This window comes from Paenarthrobacter sp. NEAU-H11 (genome assembly GCF_050573415.1).
Taxonomy (GTDB): domain Bacteria; phylum Actinomycetota; class Actinomycetes; order Actinomycetales; family Micrococcaceae; genus Arthrobacter.
This window is the reverse complement of record NZ_JBNZGA010000009.1, coordinates 68,946-89,886: the sequence shown is the minus strand read 5'-3', so window position 1 is coordinate 89,886 and position 20,941 is coordinate 68,946. Positions and strand designations below refer to the sequence as shown.

At 66.3% G+C, this 20,941-nt stretch carries 20 protein-coding genes; 15 read left to right on the top strand and 5 right to left on the bottom strand.

All coding sequences use genetic code 11. The features are described 5' to 3' along the window. The first annotated feature begins 16 nt into the window (after positions 1 to 16). A complete protein-coding gene (locus ACQ3DC_RS12870; protein WP_430752404.1) occupies positions 17 to 1,345 on the top strand; it encodes an erythromycin esterase family protein in 1,329 nt (442 codons plus the stop codon). Between the two features lie 71 nt (positions 1,346 to 1,416). Beyond that, positions 1,417 to 1,872, top strand: a complete 456-nt coding sequence (locus ACQ3DC_RS12865) for a universal stress protein (protein ID WP_323057945.1) — start codon at positions 1,417 to 1,419, stop codon at positions 1,870 to 1,872. A 688-nt stretch (positions 1,873 to 2,560) separates the two neighbouring features. Here ACQ3DC_RS12865 and ACQ3DC_RS12860 read toward each other — a convergent pair. Further along, positions 2,561 to 3,442 carry a F510_1955 family glycosylhydrolase gene (locus tag ACQ3DC_RS12860; protein ID WP_430752403.1) on the bottom strand — a complete coding sequence of 294 codons (882 nt, stop codon included), beginning with the start codon at positions 3,440 to 3,442 and terminating at the stop codon, positions 2,561 to 2,563. Between the two features lie 392 nt (positions 3,443 to 3,834). Between ACQ3DC_RS12860 and ACQ3DC_RS12855 the strand changes: the two genes are divergently transcribed. From ACQ3DC_RS12855 to ACQ3DC_RS12825, 7 genes are all read left to right on the top strand, one after another. Continuing rightward, complete coding sequence (locus ACQ3DC_RS12855) at positions 3,835 to 4,275, top strand: hypothetical protein (RefSeq protein WP_370460497.1); 441 nt, start codon at positions 3,835 to 3,837, stop codon at positions 4,273 to 4,275. Positions 4,276 to 4,386: 111 nt separating this feature from the next. Next, positions 4,387 to 4,659 carry a DUF2933 domain-containing protein gene (locus tag ACQ3DC_RS12850; RefSeq protein ID WP_430752402.1) on the top strand — a complete coding sequence of 91 codons (273 nt, stop codon included), beginning with the start codon at positions 4,387 to 4,389 and terminating at the stop codon, positions 4,657 to 4,659. Continuing rightward, positions 4,649 to 5,320 carry a methyltransferase family protein gene (locus tag ACQ3DC_RS12845; RefSeq protein ID WP_157239969.1) on the top strand — a complete coding sequence of 224 codons (672 nt, stop codon included), beginning with the start codon at positions 4,649 to 4,651 and terminating at the stop codon, positions 5,318 to 5,320. The genes ACQ3DC_RS12850 and ACQ3DC_RS12845 overlap by 11 nt, the downstream gene beginning before the upstream one ends. Positions 5,321 to 5,357: 37 nt before the next feature. Further along, entirely contained in the window at positions 5,358 to 6,464 is a 1,107-nt protein-coding gene (locus ACQ3DC_RS12840; RefSeq protein WP_323057941.1) for an ABC transporter permease, read from the top strand. Then, positions 6,461 to 7,189: an ABC transporter ATP-binding protein gene (locus ACQ3DC_RS12835; protein WP_321214965.1), complete on the top strand. Its 729-nt coding sequence runs from the start codon at positions 6,461 to 6,463 to the stop codon at positions 7,187 to 7,189. Before ACQ3DC_RS12840 ends, ACQ3DC_RS12835 begins: the two co-directional genes overlap by 4 nt. After that, complete coding sequence (locus tag ACQ3DC_RS12830) at positions 7,186 to 7,863, top strand: TIGR00730 family Rossman fold protein (protein WP_321214966.1); 678 nt, start codon at positions 7,186 to 7,188, stop codon at positions 7,861 to 7,863. The genes ACQ3DC_RS12835 and ACQ3DC_RS12830 overlap by 4 nt, the downstream gene beginning before the upstream one ends. Before the next feature lie 188 nt (positions 7,864 to 8,051). Beyond that, entirely contained in the window at positions 8,052 to 10,520 is a 2,469-nt protein-coding gene (locus ACQ3DC_RS12825) for a heavy metal translocating P-type ATPase (RefSeq protein WP_430752401.1), read from the top strand. Positions 10,521 to 10,537: 17 nt separating this feature from the next. Here ACQ3DC_RS12825 and ACQ3DC_RS12820 read toward each other — a convergent pair whose 3' ends face one another. The 4 genes from ACQ3DC_RS12820 to ACQ3DC_RS12805 all read right to left on the bottom strand — a co-directional run bounded on the left by ACQ3DC_RS12820 (position 10,538) and on the right by ACQ3DC_RS12805 (position 14,864). After that, a complete protein-coding gene (locus ACQ3DC_RS12820; RefSeq protein ID WP_157239960.1) occupies positions 10,538 to 10,936 on the bottom strand; it encodes a nuclear transport factor 2 family protein in 399 nt (132 codons plus the stop codon). 73 nt (positions 10,937 to 11,009) lie between these two features. Beyond that, a complete protein-coding gene (locus ACQ3DC_RS12815) occupies positions 11,010 to 12,278 on the bottom strand; it encodes an alkaline phosphatase family protein (protein WP_323057937.1) in 1,269 nt (422 codons plus the stop codon). Next, complete coding sequence (locus tag ACQ3DC_RS12810; protein WP_430752400.1) at positions 12,275 to 13,936, bottom strand: alkaline phosphatase D family protein; 1,662 nt, start codon at positions 13,934 to 13,936, stop codon at positions 12,275 to 12,277. Before ACQ3DC_RS12810 ends, ACQ3DC_RS12815 begins: the two co-directional genes overlap by 4 nt. A gap of 124 nt (positions 13,937 to 14,060) precedes the next feature. Next, a complete protein-coding gene (locus ACQ3DC_RS12805) occupies positions 14,061 to 14,864 on the bottom strand; it encodes an IclR family transcriptional regulator (protein ID WP_157239956.1) in 804 nt (267 codons plus the stop codon). Between the two features lie 135 nt (positions 14,865 to 14,999). Here ACQ3DC_RS12805 and ACQ3DC_RS12800 point away from each other — a divergent pair, with 135 nt between their 5' ends. From ACQ3DC_RS12800 to ACQ3DC_RS12775, 6 genes are all read left to right on the top strand, one after another. Then, on the top strand, positions 15,000 to 15,503 hold the full coding sequence (locus ACQ3DC_RS12800; protein WP_430752399.1) for a tripartite tricarboxylate transporter TctB family protein: 504 nt from the start codon (positions 15,000 to 15,002) through the stop codon (positions 15,501 to 15,503). Between the two features lie 2 nt (positions 15,504 to 15,505). Then, positions 15,506 to 17,008 carry a tripartite tricarboxylate transporter permease gene (locus ACQ3DC_RS12795; protein WP_323057934.1) on the top strand — a complete coding sequence of 501 codons (1,503 nt, stop codon included), beginning with the start codon at positions 15,506 to 15,508 and terminating at the stop codon, positions 17,006 to 17,008. A gap of 46 nt (positions 17,009 to 17,054) precedes the next feature. Next, positions 17,055 to 18,059, top strand: coding sequence for a tripartite tricarboxylate transporter substrate binding protein (locus tag ACQ3DC_RS12790; RefSeq protein WP_430752398.1), 1,005 nt, complete (start codon positions 17,055 to 17,057; stop codon positions 18,057 to 18,059). A gap of 30 nt (positions 18,060 to 18,089) precedes the next feature. Beyond that, positions 18,090 to 18,719: a methyltransferase gene (locus tag ACQ3DC_RS12785; protein WP_323057932.1), complete on the top strand. Its 630-nt coding sequence runs from the start codon at positions 18,090 to 18,092 to the stop codon at positions 18,717 to 18,719. Between the two features lie 21 nt (positions 18,720 to 18,740). Continuing rightward, positions 18,741 to 19,520 carry an NAD(P)-dependent oxidoreductase gene (locus tag ACQ3DC_RS12780; RefSeq protein WP_421093146.1) on the top strand — a complete coding sequence of 260 codons (780 nt, stop codon included), beginning with the start codon at positions 18,741 to 18,743 and terminating at the stop codon, positions 19,518 to 19,520. A 79-nt stretch (positions 19,521 to 19,599) separates the two neighbouring features. Then, positions 19,600 to 20,937, top strand: a complete 1,338-nt coding sequence (locus ACQ3DC_RS12775) for a TRAP transporter large permease subunit (protein ID WP_430752397.1) — start codon at positions 19,600 to 19,602, stop codon at positions 20,935 to 20,937. Positions 20,938 to 20,941: the final 4 nt, after the last annotated feature.

The following is a 20,941-nucleotide window of genomic DNA, read 5'->3' as shown; positions in this document are numbered from 1 at the left end:
TGCGAGGGATGATGTTGTGAACCGCGGGACCGGGGACCGGCACCATCCCCACGGGCTGGAACTGGACGAGATCCGGGCCCTGGCCCGGCCGCTGCAAACGGCTTCCCGACACCTGGACGGCCTGGTGGATTTATGTGCCCGGGCACGCTTCGTCTGCCTGGGCGAGGCTTCACACGGCACGCAGGAGTATTACCAGTGGCGGGCAGCCCTCAGCCGTCGTCTCATCGAGGAACACCAATTCAGCTGGATTGGGGTGGAGGGCGACTGGCCGGACTGTTGGCGCATCAACCGCTGGGTCCGCGGCCAAACCGACCAGAACCTCGATGCCCGGCAACTATTGGCCGGCTTCGAGCGGTGGCCCACCTGGATGTGGGCCAACCAGGAAGTGGCAGAGTTCCTCACCTGGCTGCGCGAATGGAATCTGGCCCGACCGGAAGAACAGCGCACCGGCTTCTACGGACTGGATGTCTATTCCCTCTGGGATTCCCTGAGGGAAATCTTCGGCTGGCTCAACGCCAACGCACCCGAGGCTATGCCGGCAGCAATGAAGGCCTGGCAGTGCTTTGTACCGTTCCGGGAAGACCCCCAGCGGTATGCCTCGGACACCCGCCTGGTACCACGATCCTGCGAGGCGGACGTGGTGATGCTTCTGGCCGAGGTGCACCGGCAGACCTTCGGCCGGGTGGAGGACGATGCTGCAGCTTTTGACGCAGTGCAGAACGCCATCGTGGCGGCAAACGCCGAACGCTACTACCGGACCATGATCCGCGGTGACCGGCAATCCTGGAACATCCGGGACCACCACATGAGCGACACCATAGACCGGCTGGCACGCCACCACGGCCCCGGCTCCAAGGGACTGGTCTGGGCGCACAACACGCATATAGGCGACGCCAGGGCAACGGATATGGCGCTGGACGGCATGGTCAACATCGGCCAACTCATGCGCCTGCGCCATCACGGATCAGTAGTCCTTGTCGGCTTCGCGTCCTATGGGGGATCCGTCACTGCCGCGCCGGCCTGGGGTCTCCCGGAAGAGGTCATGAACGTCCCGGCAGCCGTACCCGGAAGCCACGAAGACCTCCTCCACGCGGCACTCGAAAGCCCGTCCACTCTCGTGTTCGGACCGGACCGGGCGGGCCACTGGCTCTCCTCCTGGCGCGGCCACCGCGCCATCGGGGTTGTCTACAACCCCGACCGCGAGAAAGGCAACTACGTCCCCACGACCATGGGCCACCGCTACGACGCATTGCTGTGGTTCCCGCAAACAACAGCGCTGCGGCCGCTCCACCATGAACACCTGCCCAGCGAACCTGAGCTCGAAACCGAACCGACAGGCTTCTAAGCGATGCCTCGAGACAGAAGCGTAACCCTGATTGCGGTAGGGCCCGGCGGGGCGATCGAAAGGAAAGACAAGTGACCAGCACCGGTTCGTTCTTGATTATTGTTGGTTTTGACGGTTCCGGGCATTCCCGGGCAGCACTGGACTGGGCCATGGATGAGGCCCGCCAGCGCCACGGCCAGCTCCGCCTCGTCACAGCCTGGAACAAGGCTCCGTTGGCGTGGTATCCGGCTGTCCTGGAAACGGCGGCAGGCGAAATTGCCGCCGAAGAGTCTCCAGAGCAAGCCGCGCGGACGCTTCAGGGTGAGGCGCTGAAGACCGCTGCAGACGGAGGCGTGACCGCCGCAGGACACCTCGTCAATACCAATTCACCCGCTTCGGCAATACTCGACGCCGCCAAGGACGCGGACCTTATCGTCGTCGGTTCCCGGGGTCATGGCGGTTTTCCCGGGTTGCACCTGGGCTCGGTTTCGACGCAGGTCGTCAACCACGCACAATGTCCTGTTCTGGTGGTCCACTCCAAGGCGTGACCTCCCCGGAGCTTCCCTTCACTGGTCCCAATGGACATGCCCCTTCCAGCCGGCACAAAGATGCAGTTCCCGCGGGATGCGATGCGGACCGTGCCCTGTTGCAGGGCGCAGTCCGGGCGTAGACTTAAATCGCCTGCAGGTAACCATCAGATGACGCCGGGTCGTTCAGGACATGAGAATGTCCGGGCCTTCTCTTAGCGAGATCGCGAAGGTACCTGCAGGTTCTGCGCTTAAGGACTTGCGCGGCGCTTGCAAGCAGAATCCCTGCGTTCGAGCGATGCGCAGGTGTCGTCGGGAACGCCCGAAATCCACTGGAATTGCCCTTGCGGTACCGGAAAGTAGGCGAGAAACTAGTTATACGTTCTTCGAAAGAAGGACGGGAACGAACAACCAGGGAACCTTGGAACACGCTGTGGATCTGATCCATGGTGGTCTGCCGGTGACGAGGCAGGAAGCGCCGGGATTCCCGCAAGTTCGGGAGATGATGTTCGTCATAACGGAATCAAAACAGTCGAAGCCCCTTCAGCCTGGCTGATGGGGCTTCCCCTTATTCGGCGCCAGGCCACGCCCCCTGCTCAGAGCAGCCGTTCCCGGCCGTTTACCCTCACCCCAAACCCCGTAGCGCAGTCGTGGTCATCAGCGCCGGCCGGCCATCCTTAAGGCAACGAAGCCGGCAGAGCCTGGCGGCTCAGGAGGAATCGGCGGCCCGGAAGCTGGCTCCGCCGTCGGTGGATACGACGAGCCTTTCGGCGGTCGCGGCCCAGATCCGTGGCTTGCCTTCAGCGCCGGTTACAGCTGTCATTGCCTGGACCTGACCCTCGATTTGGCCGGTGCGTGTCCAGGTTCTTCCGGCGTCGGCGGAGTAATGCACGGTCCCGCCGGGTTCGACGCCGATGACCTCCGTGGCGTCGGCGAAGGCGACGAACTGGACAATGGGGGCTGTGGCATTTAGTTCCCAGGTTTTCCCGCCGTCGGTGGAGCGCCGGACCCCTTCGCGGGTGGTGGCCAGAACGGTGTCGCTCTCCGGGGTGCCTGCCAGGACGGCCGGAACGAAGCCCGCCCTTGCCGGGGTCCAGGTTTTTCCGTCCGGGCTGGTTTGAAGCGTCCCGTCGTAGGCGACGATGCCGGACGCGGTGGCGGCGAGGGCGTGAAAATCAGATTCGCCCTGTCGGGAGAGCTGTTCCCATGTCTTGCCGCCATCGACGGACCTGATCAGGCCCATGGGGTCGGGCAGATCGGAGCCGGGGCCGGGATGTCCGGATGCGTAGAAGACACCTTGGTCAGCCGCGGCGGTAAAGCCCATCAGATCGTTGGTGGCGCCAATTTTGGTGCCCGGTAGTTTGGTGACGTCAAACAGGCCTTCATGGGTGGCAAGCAGCACCTGGTCCGTTTTGCGGTTTACGGTCAGGCCGTGGACATGGGAGCTGGGCAGCCCGGCGGTGGCGGTTGCCGGGACAGGGCCGGCGCCCGGACTACCGGGTGTAGCGCCTGGGACGCAGGCGGAGAGGGTAAGCAGGAGGGCAGCGGCGGTGAACGCGGCCGAGGACCTGCCGGTGGTCAGAACACGCATGCCGAGGATCCGGTCATCGGGGCCGGAACAGCCGCGGGGAGTCCTGCGCGGCGAAGCGTGGCAACCGCAGGGGCGCAGGCCGGCTCGGTCATGGGTCCTCCTTCGCGGACAACGTTTATGTTCAAGACTATCGGCCCAATGGCAGGACGCTGTCCGGTACAACGAGCCTGCGGCGGGTTCCGTTTCGCCCCGGTCAGCCGGCCGGGGCGGGTAGGGAGTTTCGGCCCTTGCGGTGTACTTGAGGTTGGCATCACACTGGGGGGCAACAGTGGCAGGCACCTCCTGAAGGGCATAAGTCATAGGCGGTGAAGTGTTCAGGATCGCGGCGGGCTTGGATGGTTCTGCACCGTCCGGGCACAGCTCCCGGGATGCCCGGGGTGAGCAGGATAGCCGTGACCGCTGACCATTCCTCCCACCACATGCACCGGGGAGCGGGGGCGCGGGGCGGAGCGGTTCCTGCCGGACCGGGCATCCGGGGCAGGATCCAGGCGCTATGGCACACTGTGGTCGGCGCCGTCGGCCTGATCATGGGGCTGTTGCCGCACGTTCTGCACCACATCGGCCTGCTCGCCGGGACTGCCCTGGTGGCAGGGTCCGGCGGCACGGCACTTTTCGGCGCGCTGGGGCTTCTGGCATCGGTTCCCCTGCTGGTCCGGCTTTACCGGCGGTTTGGCAGCTGGATCGCACCGGTGCTGGGACTGCTGGTTTTCGCCGCCATGTTTTCCCTGTCCGCGTTTGTCATAGGTCCCGCGATCAGCGGCACCGGGACGGACATAACCCCCGGACCGGTGCCCACCGTGGATCACTCCGGAGGGCATACCGGCGGCCACTGAACGCCCGGGTTCGTGTGAGCGCGCCAGGTCGTGGGGCATCCGGGAAACATCTGTTTTCCTCGGGCCGTTTGACCCTTTCCCCGTGCCGTGGTGCGGCCAATACTTTCCGGTATGAGCACTAGCCCGGAGCCGCAGCTCCCCATACCCAGGCCGTCGGGGCCTTGGACGCAGGGGCTGCTGACGGTCCTTATCGCGGCCACCGCGGTGTACCTGGTCACGAACCACTGGCTGCATGTCCTGGACGCGTTGCCGTACCTGTGGGTGGTGCTGATGATGTCGATGCATCTCTTCATGCATGGCGGCCACGGCCATGCCGGTCACGGTGGCGCTGGCCGTGGTGCGGGCCGGCGGCACTCCGGAGGGGGTGCCGGGCATGCCCACTGACTACGGGTATGACCTGTGGTGGCTGGTTATCCTCAATTCGGCCGTGTTCATCATTTTCGCGTTCAGTTTTGTCCGGCCCAGGACGAAGCTGGACTGGCGCGCCCTGGGCGGTTTCTCTGCTTTCATCGTGGCGCTCTTTACCGAGATGTACGGTTTTCCCCTGACCATCTATCTGCTGTCGGGCTGGCTGGGGAACCGGGTCCCGGGCCTGGACCTGCTGAGCCATAACACGGGTCATTTGTGGCAGGACCTCACGGGCTGGCAGGGGGACCCACACCTGAGCCCGCTGCACCTCCTCAGCAATGTGCTGATCGCAGCCGGTTTCATGTTGCTTTACCTGTCCTGGCAGGTCCTGTTCGCCGCGCAGCGCGAGCACCGGCTGGCCACGTCGGGCCCCTACGCAAAGGTGCGGCATCCGCAGTACATGGGGTTTTTGACGATCATGGCCGGGTTCCTGCTGCAGTGGCCCACGCTGCTGACACTGCTGATGTTCCCGGTCCTGGTCATCGTGTACCTTCGCCTGGCCCGGAAGGAGGAGCGGATGATGGAGGCCGAGTTCGGCGAAGCCTATGCCGCGTACCGCCGGGAGGTCCCCGGCTTCGTCCCCCGGTCCGGTCGGGGCCGTGCCGGGACCGGGCAGAAGTTGCAGGAAGGCCCGTGACAGCCATGCGGGCAACGACGGCCTGAAGGGTGGCATCATGCTGTTCTTGGCGGTAAAGAACCTCGTCCAGGAGAAAACCCGGCTGCTGATCAGCGTGGGCGGGGTCGCGTTCAGCGTGCTGCTGATCATGAGCATCCAGGGCCTGTATCAGGGCTGGAGCAACAAGATCGGTGAGTACATCCGCACTGTCCCTGCCGATTATTGGATCACCCAGACGGGCGCGACGGACATGTTCCACACCCCCTCCGTGCTGCCCCTGACCGTCAGGGATTTCCTGAGCGGGGTTGACGGTGTCGCCAGCGCCAAGCCCTTCAGCGGCCGCCGGGTGGCGTTCGCGCATAACGGCAAGGACATCAACCTCTACGTCATTGCCGATGACACGGAGAATAATGTCGGCGCACCCGCCCGGGTGGTCGAGGGCAAAACCGTGCCCGATAAGGGCGAAATCATCATCGACCGGGTGGTAGGGCGCAGCCAGGACATCAGGATCGGGGACACCATCCCCGTCGCAGGCAGGACGCTGAAGGTCGCCGGCTACTCCGAGGGCGGATACATCCTCAGCTTCTCCTTCGCGTTCACCACCAAGGAAGACGCCGAAAGGATCCTGCAGCTCCCCGGAGCCACCAACTTCTTCCTTGTCACCGTCAAGGACGGCACCGACGCCGGCGCGGTCGCATCCCGGATCGAAGCGGACCCCGCGGTGGACGCGATCACCAAGGACAGGTTCGTGGAGAACAACACAAACATCGTCCGGGACACCTTCCTGCCCATCATCCTGGTGCTGCTCTTAATCGGGATTGCCGTGGGCATGACCGTGATCGGCCTGACCATCTTCACGTCAACCATCGAAAAAGCGCGCGAATACGGTGTCCTGAAAGCCATCGGGGTAAGCAACCGCCAGCTCTACACCGTTGTGATCGAACAGGCCATCACCGCCGCCGTGCTCGGGTACCTCGTCGGGGCAGGCCTTGCCTTGGCCGTCAGCGGGGCCGCGGGAATCTATGTCCCGGAGTTCATCACGGAAATCCGCTGGCTGGACGCCGCCTGGATCCTCGCGGTCACACTGGTGATGGCCGTGGTGGCTTCACTGCTGCCGGTGCGCCGGCTGTCACGGATCGACCCGGCGGAGGTGTTCCGGGCATGAGAATTGTCGACGTCCAGGACGTGTCCAAGACCTTCGGGTCCGGGCACACCGCCGTGACCGCGGTGGAGCACGTGTCCCTGAGCGTTGACCCCGGGGACATCGTGCTCGTCATGGGCCCCTCCGGATCCGGGAAAACAACCCTGCTGTCCATGATCGGCACCCTCATGTCCCCTTCCGGCGGCCGGATCCTCATTGCCGGGCAGGACACCTCCAACCTTTCACCTGCGCAACTGTCCCGGCTGCGGCTGCGCGAATTCGGTTTCGTCTTCCAGACCTTTAACCTGCTCTCGGCCCTGACTGCCGAGGAAAACGTCATGCTGCCACTGATCACGGCGGGAACACCGAGGAAAGCGGCGCGGACAAAAGCCCGGGCCGCGCTGGAACAACTCCAGCTCGGACACCGGCTGCGGAACCTGCCCCGGGACCTCTCCGGCGGCGAGAAGCAACGCGTGGCCATCGCACGGTCCCTGGCGAACGACCCGCGGCTGATCCTCGCCGACGAACCCACCGCCAACCTGGACGCGAAAACAGGCCAGGACGTGACCCTGCTCCTGTGCGGGACGGCCTGCCGGGAAAATCGGGCCGTCATCATCGTCAGCCACGACCAGCGGCTGCGGACCGCGGCCAAACGTGTCCTCACCATTGAAGACGGCCGGCTCACCGCCGAAGAAGCCGGGGAACACAACCGCTACTGCAGCATGCACCCGGAAGCGGCACCGGCATGAAAATGACCGATGAAGAACTGCTCGCAGTCCTCGCCGACCCGGCCGATGACCCGGCCCGGATGGAACGGATCAGCACCGAAATCGACGCCGGATTCAGCCTCCTCTCACACCGGCTCGGCAAAGCAGTCGCCGTCTTCGGATCAGCACGCCCCGGCCCCCAGGATCCCCGCTACGCGGTGGCCCGGACCTTGGGCGCCCGGTGCGCAAAGGCCGGGTTCGCCGTGATTACCGGGGGCGGGCCGGGACTGATGGAAGCTGCCAACCGCGGCGCCACGGAAGCCGGCGGCACCTCGGTCGGACTGGGTATCGAACTTCCGAGGGAACAGGTGTTGAACCCTTATGTCGATGTGTCCATGACTTTCCGGTACTTCTTCGCCCGAAAACTCATGTTCGTGCGCTACGCCTCGGCCTTTGTTGTCCTTCCCGGCGGGTTCGGCACACTTGATGAACTCTTTGAAGCCCTCACCCTCGTCCAGACCGGCAAAATCCACGAGTTTCCCGTCGTCCTGATCGGGACCAGGCACTGGACCGGACTGACCGACTGGATCCGGGAGCAGCTCCAAAGCCAGGGATTCATTGCAGCCCAGGACATCCGCCTGCTGCGGTGCACCGACGACATCGACGAAGCCGTGGAATTGATCCAGCACTGCCACCTGCGCCAGCTCGCCCGGTGATCCGGGACGCGATGAATGTGCCGCCCGCCGAACAGCCCCGGACGCCGGGGACCAAAGACTCTGACGCTTCCCGGCGCCAAGGACGATAGTGAACGTAGGGCAGTGGTGCATTGCTCCCACGCGGTGAAGGTCCGGCAACGGGTGAAACGCCCGCTGCCTTCCCGGACAACCCTGCGAAAGGACCCGCGATGACTGCTGACAGGAAGGCCACCGCCGACGGAGCAGTAGACGCTCCTTTGAAGAGCACCGTCGTGGAGGTGCGGGGCCTGCACTGGGCGACCTCCAAAGCGGTCATCGAACGCGTGCTGCTGCAGCGGCCCGGAGTCACCGCCGTCGATGCGAACCCCGTCGCCCAGACCGCCACCGTGAAGTTCGACCCGTCACTGACGTCCGTGAAGCAGATCTCCGGATGGGTCCGGGACTGCGGATACCACTGCCGGGGCGAATCGGTCCCGGATCACGTGTGCTACCCCATGGACGAGCCCCTGCACGCCCCGGCCAGGACCCAGGGTGCCGGGCATGCCCATCCGGCGGCCGGCGAACATGCAGGCCACGGCCCCGCCGGCCACGGGGCGATGCACGGAACCCCGCAGGAGATGATGGGCCACGGCGGACACCACGCCGGGATGTCGATGGATGACATGGTCAGGGACATGCGCAACCGGTTCCTGGTGGCCGCCGTCCTGTCCATCGGTGTGACGCTCTGGTCCCCGATGGGCCGGGACATGCTCGGCTTCACCGCCCCGACACCGTTCGGGCTCCGCGATGACGTCATGGCCCTGATCCTGTCCCTGCCCGTCATCTTTTACTCCGCCTGGATCTTCTTCGACGGCGCCTACCGGGCACTGAAGGCCCGCACCCTGGACATGATGGTCCTGGTCGCGATTGCCGTCGGCACCGGCTGGCTCTACAGCGTGTGGGTTACACTCACCGGCGGCGGGGAAGTGTTCTACGAAGCCGCCACCGTCCTGGCCGCCTTCGTGCTGCTGGGCCATTGGTTTGAAATGCGCGCCCGCGGCGGGGCGAATGAGGCCATCCGGATCCTGCTCGAACTCGCACCTCCGGTCGCGGTCGTCATCCGCGAGGGCGGGACAGTGGAGATCCCCACCTCCGAAGTCCTGGTGGGGGACCTGCTGCTGATCCGGCCAGGATCCAAAATCCCCGTCGACGGGCAGGTCGAAGAGGGCCAATCGGAGGTTGATGAGTCCATGGTCACCGGGGAGAGCCTCCCGGTCGCCAAGACCACCGGCTCCGAGGTGATTGGCGCGTCCATCAACACCAGCGGCACCCTGAGGGTCCGGGCCACCAAGGTCGGGGCCGACACCGCCCTGGCCCAGATCGTCGCCCTCGTCCAGGAAGCCCAGAACTCCAAGGCCCCCGGCCAGCGGCTGGCCGACCGGGCCGCGTTCTGGCTGGTCCTGGTCGCCCTGGTCGGCGGAACCGTGACGTTCGCGGCCTGGCTCGCCCTCGGCGCGGGGGTCCAAACCGCGCTGCTGTTCGCCATCACCGTCGTCGTCATCACCTGCCCGGACGCCCTGGGCCTGGCCACACCGACAGCCATCATGGTCGGAACCGGCCTCGGGGCCAAACGCGGCGTACTGTTCAAGAACGCCACTGCCCTGGAGGTTTCCGCCCGGATCGATACTGTCGTGATGGACAAGACCGGAACTCTCACCAAGGGCGAACCGGAAGTCACCGACGTCGTCGTTGAGGGCATTGACCAAGGAGAACTGCTGGCCCTGGTCGCCGCCGTGGAAAAGGAATCCGAACATCCCCTCGCCGCGGCAGTGGTTCGGCACGCCGAGGAACACGGCGCCGCCCCCCTGGACGCCAGCGACTTCCTGAACGTTCCCGGCCACGGGGCCGGCGCAACCGTCGGGGGGCGCAAGGTCCTGGTGGGCAACCGAAAACTCATGGCAGACGAGAACATCGAACTGGGGCCGCTGGCTGCGGTGCGCAGCGAGCTGGCAGGAACCGGACGGACCGCCGTGCTCGTCGCCGTCGACGGCCGTGCCGCGGCCGTGGTGGCCCTGGCGGACGCCGCCCGGGAAACCGCGCCGGCGGCGATAGCTGCCCTGCACGAGGCCGGGATCGAAGTCGTCATGCTCACGGGCGATAACGAAGCCACCGCCCAAAGGATCGCCGGCCAGCTCGGCATCGACACCGTCATCGCGGAAGTGCTCCCGGGGGACAAATCAGCGAAGATTGCCGAACTGCAACAGGAGGGCAGGAAAGTCGCCATGGTCGGCGACGGCGTCAACGACGCCCCAGCCCTGGCCCAGGCTGACCTTGGCATCGCCATCGGTGCCGGCACCGACGTGGCCATCGAAACGGCCGACGTCGTGCTGATGCGCTCGGACCCGCTGGACGTGCCCATCGCCCTGCGCATCGGCAAAGGAACCCTGCGGAAGATGCGCCAAAACCTGGGCTGGGCTGTCGGATACAACGCAATAGCCCTGCCCATCGCGGCAGGGGTGTTCGCGTTCGCCGGGATCGTCCTCAGCCCCGAGATCGCGGCCCTGTCGATGTCAGGTTCCAGCTTCCTGGTCGCCGTCAACGCCCTGCTGCTCAAAAGGCTCCGGCTGCCCCGGCCCGAAACGCCCGAGGCCACCACCGCCCGCCCGGCCCGGCCGCTGGCCCCGGCCGGCAACCGTTAGCCGCCCGGGCCAAGACCTCAGCCGGTTACTGTGTCGCCGTGCCGGTGGGCGACCTTCCATGCACCGTCCTCGCGGCGGTAAATCTGGGTTGCCCGGAGCACGTAGCTGCGCGGTTCGCCGTCGACTGAGGCTGAAGTGTGTTCCAGGCCCGCCGTATATGCCATGTCGCCCACGATGTCGTAGGCCTGCAACTCGAATCTGTACGAAGTGCAGTTGGAGAACTGCCTGGCAAGGCCCGTGAACAAGTCGTCCAGTTCCTGCTGTCCGAAGGCATTGCGCCATGCGCCAAGGACGCTCACGGGTTCGTTGCGGGACCAAAGTGCCCTGCGCGGGGCGGCATTACCGTTATGAATGGCGAGTTCCGCAGCGTGCAGCTCGGTCCTCACCCAGTCCAGGAAATCGGCGCGATCGCTCATGCCACCAGTATGATCCCGGCACCTCGGCCGCTGCGACCCCTTCCTCCGGTCCGGCTGCGGCCCACACGCCCCCTCAGCCGCTGAACGCCGTCGTCCTGGCAACGCCGTCGTAGCCGCCCGAAGGCGCCTTGAGCCCGTAAAGGGCACCGACGGTCGGGGCCACGTCCACCGTCCGCGCAGGATCAGAGGACGTCCGGCCGCGGAGCACCCGGGGGCTGCCGCCGGAGATGAAGAACGGGATGGGTTCGGTGGCGGGATGCCCGTGGTTGCCGGGTATGGGATTCGAGACGATGTAGGGGTCCGAGAACCGCCAGCCGGCACGGCAGAAGGCCACCAGGTCGCCGGCCTCCGCCCCCAGCCGCAGCTCGGCAGGTGCCTGCACCGACAGCACGCCGGGGTGTGATTCGACCAGGGAACGCACGGCCTGGAGGCCGGCCGCCTTCTGCTCCGAGGGGCCGGTCCAGTACAACAGGTCCGCACCGCCGTTCTGGGCCACGGTGATGGAGGACCGGAGGTCCGGCCGGGCCTGGAGGATCAGGTCCACCGAAACCACATTGGTGGGCAGTGACCAGTCCATGGAGTGGTCCGCAAGCACCACCAGGACACTGGACTCCCACTTGCCCGTATCAACCAGGTGGTCCACCAGCCGGCCCACCTGCAGGTCGGTGTCCGCGAGGGCAGCCGTGCGCGCGGCCTGCAGCGTGGTCCCGGTCAGGTCCGAGTGCCCCATCCGGTCAACGTCGCCGAGGTTGGTGAACGTGAAGTCCGGGTCGGGGCCGCTAACGATGGCCAGCAGGGCGTCCATGGTCGCGGCGTCCGGCGCGTGTCCTGTCACGGGCAGCAGGGGATAAGGCTCCCAGCGGTAGCTTGCCCGCGTGCCGAAGATTCCGTAGAGGTACTTCTTGCTCAGGACGGAGGCGGTGGTGAAGCCGGAGTCGCGCAGGCGTTCAAGCAGCGTGGGAAAGCGGAGGTCGGTTTCGCGGTCCATGTCCCTGGCTGCCCCCTCGGCGGGATCGTAAACCGAGTTGGCGGGGACTCCGGACCTGTCCGGCCGGACGCCGGTCATCATCATGACGTGGTTCGGGATCGTCTCCATCACCGGCAGCGACCTGGCGGCAGGGAAGTTGGTGCCCTGCGTCCGCAGCGCGGCGAGCCGCGGGGTCAGCTCAGGGGTGATCTCGTCCGGCCGGCAGCCGTCCACCACAAGGACATAGGTGCGCGTCCGGGCGGTGCCGGGATTCGTCGCCGGGCCGGCCCACGACGTGCCGGGCGCCGCTGAAAGGACGACGGCGGCACTTCCGGCGCCGGCGAGGCGCAGGAACTGGCGGCGGTCCGGGTTCACAGCGCGCCGCCGGTTGCCGCGACGACTTTGCCGGTGCCGGCACCGACCCTGAAGGAGGTGGACAGCGTGGCCGCCGAGGCCTGCGCAGTCCGGTCGGCAAGGACGTACCAGTCCATCCGGACTCCCGCAGGAGTGACATCCAGGACGGAGTAGCCGTGCGAGTCGAAGTCGAGGTACTTCACGTGGGGGTTGGCCGTCCTGATGGCCGCCTCCACCGCCAGGGAGGAGGTCCGCGGTGGAGCGTTCAGTATGTCGTCGAGGTTGTCGCTGGTCACCGACGTGCAGACCAGTTCCGCCGCCACCGAATCGCCGGTGGTGGGGTAGGTCAGGGGATCGGCGGGGAGGTCGCAGGCCCACCCGGAGTGGATATCGCCGGTGAGGAAAACGGTGTCCTTGATTGCCTGGTCCCGCAGGTGCCGGACCACCCGGCTCCGGTCCGCCTCGTAGCCGTCCCACTGGTCCACGTTGTAGGGGACGCCGTCGACGGTGGTGCCGCCCATGAGCTTCTGGACCCCCGCCAGTTCGGCCAGGCTGAGCGTCGAGGGAACCCGGACGGGGGCAATCATCACCGGGTTGCCCACCAGCTTCCACTGGGGGCCGCCGGAGGTGAGGTTGCCCAGCAGCCAGTCCATCTGCGCAGCTCCCGTGATGGTGCGGTCCGGGCTGTCCACGGCGGGGTCGAGGCCGTTGGCGGCCTGCTGGCTCCGGTAGGAGCGGAGGTCCAGCATGGACAGGCTGGCCAGCGAACCGAAGTCAAGGCGGCGGTACAGCGGACCTCCGGGCTGGTAGCGCACGGGCATCCACTCCGCGTAGGCCTGGTTGGCAGCCGCGCGGCGTTCGGCCCAGGGCCCCTCTGCGCCCTCGGTGTGGTTTTCCGCTCCTCCGCTCCAGGCATCGTTGGCCGCTTCATGGTCGTCCCAGGTGACGATGAAGGGTGCAGCCGAATGCAGGGCCTGCAGGTCGGCGTCTGTTTTGTACTGGGCGTGCCGGCGCCGGTAATGCGAGAGGGTGGTCATTTCGACGGCGGGATCGTGCGGGCGTACGACGACGTCCCTCGCCTGGTATTCCCCGGGTGCGTACTCGTAGAGGTAATCGCCGAGGTGGAGCACGGCGTCGAGGTCCCCGCGCTGGGCGAGGTGGCGGTAGGAGCTGAAGTAGCCTGCCTGATAGTTGGCGCAGGAGACCACGCCGAAGCGGAGCTGCTCCACCTGGGCCCCGGCCGCCGGTGCCGTCTTGGTCCGGCCTGTGGCGGACATCCCGCGGCCCACTGTGAAGCGGTACCAGTACGGGGTGCCCGGCTGCAGGCGATCGGCGACCACCTTCACGGTGTGGTCACGCTCCGGCCCGGTCTTCACCGAGCCCTTCGAGACGATCCTGGTGAAGGCGGGGTCGGCCGCCACTTCCCAGTTCACTGTTGCGGCGGGGCCGAGTCCCGAGCCGGGTGTGGCTTCCGGGCTGGGGGTCACCCGGGTCCAGAGCACCACGCTGTCCGGGTGCGGATCGCCGGAGGCAACCCCATGCGCGAACAGCGGATCAGCCGCCTGGGCAGGGCTCGAGACGAGGGGCGCCACTCCGGCGACGGCCGCGGTAAGGCCGCCTGCGCGGAGGACCTGGCGTCGAGTGGGCGATTGTCCGTACTGGCGGGTAACAAAAGGCATGTACTCCAGTATCAACGCCCCGTGCGGCGCAATTGGCGGATTTTGCCGGATGTTCACCAAACGTCCCACCGAGGTTCGCCTGCAGTTTCGCCCCCTTCAGGCCCTGGGGCCGGTTGCAAGCCTCCTAATAGACGGAGCCCTCGAGCAGTTCCGACAGCCTGCGGGCGGCGCGTCGCAGCTCCGGGACATTGGCCTTGATTTTCTCTTCGGTCGTCGCCTCTGCCGGGCAGTTCAGCGCCATGGCCTCGTTGGCGCGGCCTGCCCTGTTGGTCAAGGCAACCCCGACGGAGAGCACGCCCACGACGCGCTCGTTCGCGGAATACGCGTAGTCCAGGCCTGGCCCGGGCAGCCGCGACCGCAGTTCCTCAACCGTGAATCCCGGCTCCTCATGGCCGGCGGCGATCGCGGCCGCCACGACCTGTTCGAGCTCTGCGTCAGAAGCGTCTGCAATCAGGATTTTCCCTGCCGCGCCGCGGGTCAGTGGCAGGCGTTTACCCAAGGGAAGGTCGTACTGCATGGGCGCCTTGCCTTGAACCCGCGCCACCAGGATCCGCTCGTTCCCGAGCCGGGTATGGAGAGAAACGGACATGCCGGTCTGCGTTGCCAGCTGTTGCAGGACCGGACGTCCGGCAACCGCCAAGGGATCGTTCTCAAGGAAGCTCTTTGCCGCCGGTAGCACGGCCGGCCCGATCCGGTAGGACTTGTCTGTCTGGCTCACCATGCCGAAATCCTGCAGCACCCGCAGGATCCGGAGCGTGGTGGGCAGGCTCATGCCGCAGTTCCTGGCAAGGTCGCTAAGCCGCTGGGGGCGCTCGGCGCGCTGCAGTTCCGCGAAGACCTCCATGGCGCGGGAGAGGGAACGCATGTTCGAGGCCTTGGGGCCCTCGTCTGCCGGGCTGCCCGCGGGCGTGGGTGTCGTCGTAGCCATCCTTTCATTCTATGTAAGTTCCTTGCGCTTGACAGCGCGTGTGTCTGCTGTCACTATTTCTCTGTACGCAATATAGTTTCATTCTGTGGAATGCAATGACGCAGCGTGAAAACGACGCACAGTAAGAAGGAACCAATGACAACGGAGTCAGTGATGACCAAACCAACGAGCACCCGCCGGGTGGCCCCCTCCGTGCTCGTGGGGATCGGCGCTTTCGCCGCCGTCGGCGTCTACGTCCTGGTCAGCTCGCTCGGCATCGGCCTCTGGACTTCCCTGGGACCAGGCCCTGGCCTGTTCCCCTTCGCGATGGGCGCGGTCCTCGCCGCCATGGCCGTGTTGTGGCTGCTCCAGGAACTCCGCAGTCCCAGCGAAACGGCGGAAGGCGTTGACCGCGGACTGGTGGCCGCCGTCGTCCTGAGCCTAGCGATCCTAGCGGCCGTCATGGACCTGATCGGCTTCCAGCTCAGCATGTTCTTCTTCCTCCTGTACCACCTGAAGCTGCGCGGCCGCCGGGGCTGGGTCTCCTCCCTGGTCACAGCGCTCGCTGGCAGCGTGGGCGCGTTCTACGCCTTCAACTACGGCTTGAACGTGTCATTGCCCGTCTCGGCCTTCCCCCTGCTGAACACGATCGGACTTTAGTCGTGGATATCTTCAACGAACTTATGGGCGGCTTTGCCGCCGCCATGACCTGGCAGAACCTGCTCTTTGCCTTCCTGGGCTGCCTCCTGGGCACCATCATCGGGGTCCTGCCCGGAATCGGTCCCGTCGCCGGCGTTGCACTGCTCATCCCGCTCACCCTGAACCTGGATGCCACCGGTGCCATCATCATGCTCTGTGCCATCTTCTACGGCACCGCCTACGGGGGAACCATCACCAGCGTGCTGCTGAATACTCCCGGCGAAGCCGCCTCCGCCATCACCACCATTGACGGCTACGCAATGACCAAGATCGGCAAGGCCGGAGCCGCCCTGACCATCGCCGCCGTCGGATCGTTTGTGGGTGGAACTGTGGCCACCATCGGCCTGGTGGCGGCGGCCAAGCCGCTCGGGGAACTGGGCCTGCTTGTGGGGCCGCCGGAATTCTTCGCGCTGATGGTGGTGGGCATATCCCTGCTTGTTGCGCTCGCCGGCAAATCGATGGTCAAGGCGGTGATCTCAGGTGCCCTCGGCCTGCTGATCGCCATGGTGGGCATCGACCCCGTCGCCGGTGCCCCCCGGTTCACCTTCGGCATGGACCGTTTGCTGGACGGCGTCAGCTTCGTTGCCGTGATTGTGGGCGTCTTCGGTCTCTCCGAACTCCTGTCCTATCGCAAGGGCACGGCAACGCCCACTGTGCACGCCCCGAACTTCCGCTCGTTGCTTCCCACCGGCAAGGAATGGCGCCGGAGTGCACCGGCCATGGCCCGCGGCACCGGGATCGGCTTCGGCCTGGGACTCATCCCGGGCATGACCGGCTCCGTTTCGTCCCTGCTGGCCTACGGCGCGGAGAAGAAGTTCTCCCGCCACCGCAGCGAACTGGGCAAGGGCGCCATCGAAGGTGTTGCCGGCCCTGAAACGGCCAACAACTCCCATGCCAACGCCGCCCTGATCCCGCTGTTCACCCTCGGCATTCCGGCGTCGCCCACCATCGCTGTCCTGATGGGCGCCTTCCTCCAGCAGGGCCTCACCCCAGGCCCCACCCTGTTCACCGAACATTCCGAAATCGCCTGGGCCATCATCGCCAGCCTCTTCATCGGAAACCTCCTCCTCCTGGTCCTCAACGTTCCGCTGGTGGGCCTCTGGACCTCCATCCTCCGTGTCCCGTCGTCGATCCTGACCGCGCTGATCCTGCTCTTCATGGTGATCGGCGCCTACACCATCAACTTCAGCGTCTTCGATGTCTTCGTGATGATCGGCTTCGGGCTCCTGGGCCTCGCCCTCCGGCACCTGGACATCCCGCTGGCACCCATGGTGCTGACCCTGGTCCTCGGCCCGCTGATGGAACGCTCCTTGCGCGAATCCCTCGAAATTTCGCAGGGCGACTTCAGTATCTTCACCAGCCGCCCCATCTCAGCAGTCCTGATCGGCCTGGGATTGCTGATCGTCTTCAGCCCAATGCTCAAGCTCCGCAAGCCGAAAGCGCTCAATGAAGACCCCGAAACCTAAACCCCTTCCGGTACTGCCCCCAACACCCCTTCAAAGGAGAAGAACCATGAAAACCCGTTCCCGCATCGCCGCCGCCCTCGCGGCAGCATCCCTGATTGCACTCACCGGCTGTGGCGCCAACGCCGGAGCCACCAACGCCTCCGCCGGCGACTTCCCGAAGAAGGGCAAGACGATCGACCTCGTGGTCGCCTTCTCGTCGGGCGGTGCCGTGGACACGGCCGCCCGGCTCATCCAGCCCATCCTGGAAAAAGAACTCGGCACCAACGTGGAGGTCATCAACAAGCCCGGCGCCGGCGGCCAGATCGGTTACACCCAGCTGACCAGCGCGGCGCCGGACGGCTACACCATCGGCGCCACCGGTTCCCCGTCCGTCGTCGTATCACCCCTGGATCCCGCCCGCGGCGCCAAGTACACCCGCGACAGCTTCCAGCCGCTGGGCCGCCAGGTCATCGACCCCGCCGTCATTGCGGTCCAGCCGGACAGCCCGTACCAGACGCTCACGGAGCTCCTGGATGCAGCCAAGGCAAACCCGAAGTCCATGACCGCGAGCACCACCGGCCTGCAGACCGGCGAGCACTTCGCCATGGCGCAGATCCAGCAGGTGACCGGTGCGGAGTTCGCACCCGTTCACTTCTCTGAAGGCGCATCACAGGCAACCACGGCATTCCTGGGCAAGCACGTTGACATCCTGGTGGCGAACGTCAGCGACGTGACGGACCTGACCAAGCAGGGCAAGGCCCGCGTCCTGGGTGTCATGACGTCCGAGCGGTCCCCTTCACTGCCGGACGTTCCCACGTTCAAGGAAGCTGGCTACGAAGTTGAAGCGGGGACCGCCCGTGGCTACTCCGCCCCCGCCGGACTGCCTGAAGCCGTAGCAACGAAGCTTGAGGCTGCCATCCAGAAGGCCATCGAAGATCCGTCCGTCGTGCAGAAGATGAACGACCTCGGCCTGCAGACCAGCTACCTCTCCGGCAACGACTACAAGCAGTTCTGGGCCGGGCAGGAAGAGGACTTCAAGAAGGTCCTCCCGCTGGTCCAGAAAACCGACTGACCCTCCCGCAACCACCGGACGGAAGCCATCATGACAACACCAGCAATCGACATCATCGACGCCGATTTCCCCCGCCCCGCCAGGGACGTTGTGGAACGCCTCGCCAAACTGCCGGCCGCCAACATCGGCGACGCCATGGACCGGCTCGGCGTCGCCGACTCCGCCATCCAGGCGATCTGGCCAGGTGCCAACCTGGCCGGGCCTGCCTTCACGGTGTGGACCCGGCCGGGGGACAACCAGGGCATCCACAAGGCGCTGGAGCTGGCCCGGCCCGGCGATGTCATTGTGGTGGCCGGCGGCGGCGACTCCTCCCGCGCACTGCTCGGTGAACTCATTGGTGAACGTGCCATCAACCTTGGCATCGCGGGTTTCGCGCTCGACGGAGCAGCGCGCGACGCCGAGGCGCTGGGTGAGATCGGCATGCCCGTCTTCGCCCGGGCTACTTCCCCCGCCGGCCCCTACAAGAACGGCCCCTACCGCCTGGGGACGCCGCTCGCTTTCGGCGGCGTCCCCGTCCTGCCGGGCGACGTCATCGTCGGCGACTCAGACGGCGTCGTGGTGATTCCCCGGGAGCAGGCAGCCGCCGTCGCCGAAGCCGCCGAAGCAGTCTTCGCCGATGAAACCAGCCGCCGCCAAACCATCGTCGCTGCCCGCCACTAACGCAAGAAAGACAGAGAAACCATGACAGCGGTAACCGTTATTGGCCTCGGCGAAGCCGGCGCCACCTACGCCGCGGCACTCCACGCCGCCGGCCACAAGGTCACGGGCTTTGATCCCGTTGCGCCCACCGCCCCCGCCGGCGTCACCCGCGCGGCGACTGCCGCCGAAGCCTGCATCGGAGCAGACATTGTCCTGGTGATGACGGGTGCCGCCGCGGCGCGCAGCGTCGCCGGGGAGTGCCTTCCGGTCCTCGAAACAGGCAGCTGCTACGCGGACTTCACCTCATCCTCCCCCGGAGTCATGAAGGAACTCGGACAGCTGCCAAGCAAAGCCGCCTTCGCCGACGTCGCCATCCTGGGACCGGTTTCCGCACTGGGCGAAAGGACGCCCCTGATGGTCAGCGGAAAGGGTGCCCAGGCGGTGGCCCGGCTGCTCAGCCCCCTTGGCGTCGACGTCGAAATTGCTGACGGGGAACCCGGGGCGGCCATGGCGCACAAACTCCTCCGGAGCGTCCTGATGAAGGGCCTGGCCTCCGTGGTGGTCGAGGCAGTCACCGCGGGCCGGGCGGCCGGGCTCGAAGAATGGATCCGTGCGCAGATTGCGAACCAGTTGGCCGGTGACGGGCAGGCAGTGATTGACCGGTTCCTCACCGGGACTGCCAAGCACGCCGTCCGCCGCTCGAAGGAGATGCGGGACACCGCCGGCTACCTCGGCGACCTTGGAGTGCCCGCCGAGATGACCACCGCGTCCGCTGCCGCCCTTGGCCGCATCGCCCAGGAATCAGCGCCGGCCTTGCGCTGAGCCCGGAGTCGGGCAGAATCAGGAACGGGTATTACGTGACTCACCACCTAACCGGCGTACCGCCGTCAGGAGCAGCAGCATGATCGGCATTTGGGCACTCGGCGCCTACCTTGCCGTCATCCTGCTGTGGACCACCGTGCTCAAGCGCAGCGTCGGGGAAGCCATGATCCTCGGGTTCCTGGCCGTGCTTCCGTTCACCGGGGCGGCTGCGGCGCAAATCGGCTTGGCGGCGCTGTACTCGGCCATCACGGACGAGATCGTCTACGCCACCATGGCGTTCGTGTTCATGGGCTACCTGCTGGACAGGACCGGCGTGCTGGACCGGCTGATCGACCTGCTGAACTCCCTGATCGGCGGCGTCAAAGGCGGGCCGGCCTGGGTTTCCACCGTGGCATCAGCGGGACTGGGCAGCGTGGTCCACAACCAGGCCGCCATCGCCGCAACGGTGGGATCGGTGACCATCCCGTGGATGGAAAAGTCCCGGCTGGACAAGCCCTCGGCGGCCACGCTTGTGGCGGGGAACGCTGGAATGGGCATCACGTTTCCGTTCAGTGCCTCGATGTTCGTCCTGGTGGGTTCCGCCACGGTGGGGCCCCTGCTGGACATCAATGCGCTGGTCCTTCCGCTGCTGTTCGGCGGCCTGTGGTGCTTCCTGCACCGGCTGATCGTCACCTGGCTCCTGGTCCGCAAGAGCGGCATGGCACCGCTTGACGCCGCGCACCGGCTATCTGTCCGGGCCGCGTTCGGCCGCGGCTGGGCCACCCTGCTGCTGTTCGTTGTGGTGGCCATCCCGCTGGTCATCACCTCCGGCGCCATCGCCAAGGGACTGTCGGACTGGACCGGCGGAGACGTCACCAGATCGGTCAGCGTGATTGTCTGGATCCCCGTGGTCCTCATCATCACCGGCGTCCTGCTGGGCCGGAAGAAGCTGCCCGCCGATGGCCGGGCCTGGTGGGCGCTGCTGGAGGAGTCCGCGCCGCGCTTCGGCATCGTGGGCGTCACCGTGGTGTTCGCCTTCGCCGGTGCCAACGCCCTCGCCGCCACCGGCCTGCCCAAGCAGATGACCGCACTGCTCAACGGGATGAACCTGCCGCTGTGGATCCTGGCCATCCTGATCGGCTTGATCGTCATCGCCGTGGCTGCGCCCCTTTCGGCGACAGCGACCATGGCGGCCGTCGGAACCGTCGGTGTGGCCGCCCTGGTGGCAGCAGGTGTCCCGGCCACCACGGCGGCCGTGGCCGTCCTTGTCTTCTCCTCCTGCGAGGCGGCGGTCCCGCCGGGAGGGGCCCCGCTGTACGTGGCGTGCGGCATTGCGGACGTGGACCCGATCACCACATTCCTCCGGCTGCTGACCCACTACGCCCTGCCGCTGCTGGGCATCGGCGTCCTGATCATCCTCGGCATCCTGCCCATCTAAAGGA

What these genes read in the sequence shown, in the direction of transcription:
- ACQ3DC_RS12860 (WP_430752403.1), bottom strand. Translation starts at nt 3,442, where the DNA reads ATGCGTGTTCTGACCACCGGCAGGTCCTCGGCCGCGTTCACCGCCGCT.
- ACQ3DC_RS12850 (WP_430752402.1), top strand. Translation starts at nt 4,387, where the DNA reads ATGAGCACTAGCCCGGAGCCGCAGCTCCCCATACCCAGGCCGTCGGGG.
- ACQ3DC_RS12845 (WP_157239969.1), top strand. Translation starts at nt 4,649, where the DNA reads ATGCCCACTGACTACGGGTATGACCTGTGGTGGCTGGTTATCCTCAAT.
- ACQ3DC_RS12840 (WP_323057941.1), top strand. Translation starts at nt 5,358, where the DNA reads ATGCTGTTCTTGGCGGTAAAGAACCTCGTCCAGGAGAAAACCCGGCTG.
- ACQ3DC_RS12835 (WP_321214965.1), top strand. Translation starts at nt 6,461, where the DNA reads ATGAGAATTGTCGACGTCCAGGACGTGTCCAAGACCTTCGGGTCCGGG.
- ACQ3DC_RS12830 (WP_321214966.1), top strand. Translation starts at nt 7,186, where the DNA reads ATGAAAATGACCGATGAAGAACTGCTCGCAGTCCTCGCCGACCCGGCC.
- ACQ3DC_RS12825 (WP_430752401.1), top strand. Translation starts at nt 8,052, where the DNA reads ATGACTGCTGACAGGAAGGCCACCGCCGACGGAGCAGTAGACGCTCCT.
- ACQ3DC_RS12820 (WP_157239960.1), bottom strand. Translation starts at nt 10,936, where the DNA reads ATGAGCGATCGCGCCGATTTCCTGGACTGGGTGAGGACCGAGCTGCAC.
- ACQ3DC_RS12810 (WP_430752400.1), bottom strand. Translation starts at nt 13,936, where the DNA reads ATGCCTTTTGTTACCCGCCAGTACGGACAATCGCCCACTCGACGCCAG.
- ACQ3DC_RS12805 (WP_157239956.1), bottom strand. Translation starts at nt 14,864, where the DNA reads ATGGCTACGACGACACCCACGCCCGCGGGCAGCCCGGCAGACGAGGGC.
- ACQ3DC_RS12800 (WP_430752399.1), top strand. Translation starts at nt 15,000, where the DNA reads ATGACAACGGAGTCAGTGATGACCAAACCAACGAGCACCCGCCGGGTG.
- ACQ3DC_RS12790 (WP_430752398.1), top strand. Translation starts at nt 17,055, where the DNA reads ATGAAAACCCGTTCCCGCATCGCCGCCGCCCTCGCGGCAGCATCCCTG.
- ACQ3DC_RS12785 (WP_323057932.1), top strand. Translation starts at nt 18,090, where the DNA reads ATGACAACACCAGCAATCGACATCATCGACGCCGATTTCCCCCGCCCC.
- ACQ3DC_RS12780 (WP_421093146.1), top strand. Translation starts at nt 18,741, where the DNA reads ATGACAGCGGTAACCGTTATTGGCCTCGGCGAAGCCGGCGCCACCTAC.
- ACQ3DC_RS12775 (WP_430752397.1), top strand. Translation starts at nt 19,600, where the DNA reads ATGATCGGCATTTGGGCACTCGGCGCCTACCTTGCCGTCATCCTGCTG.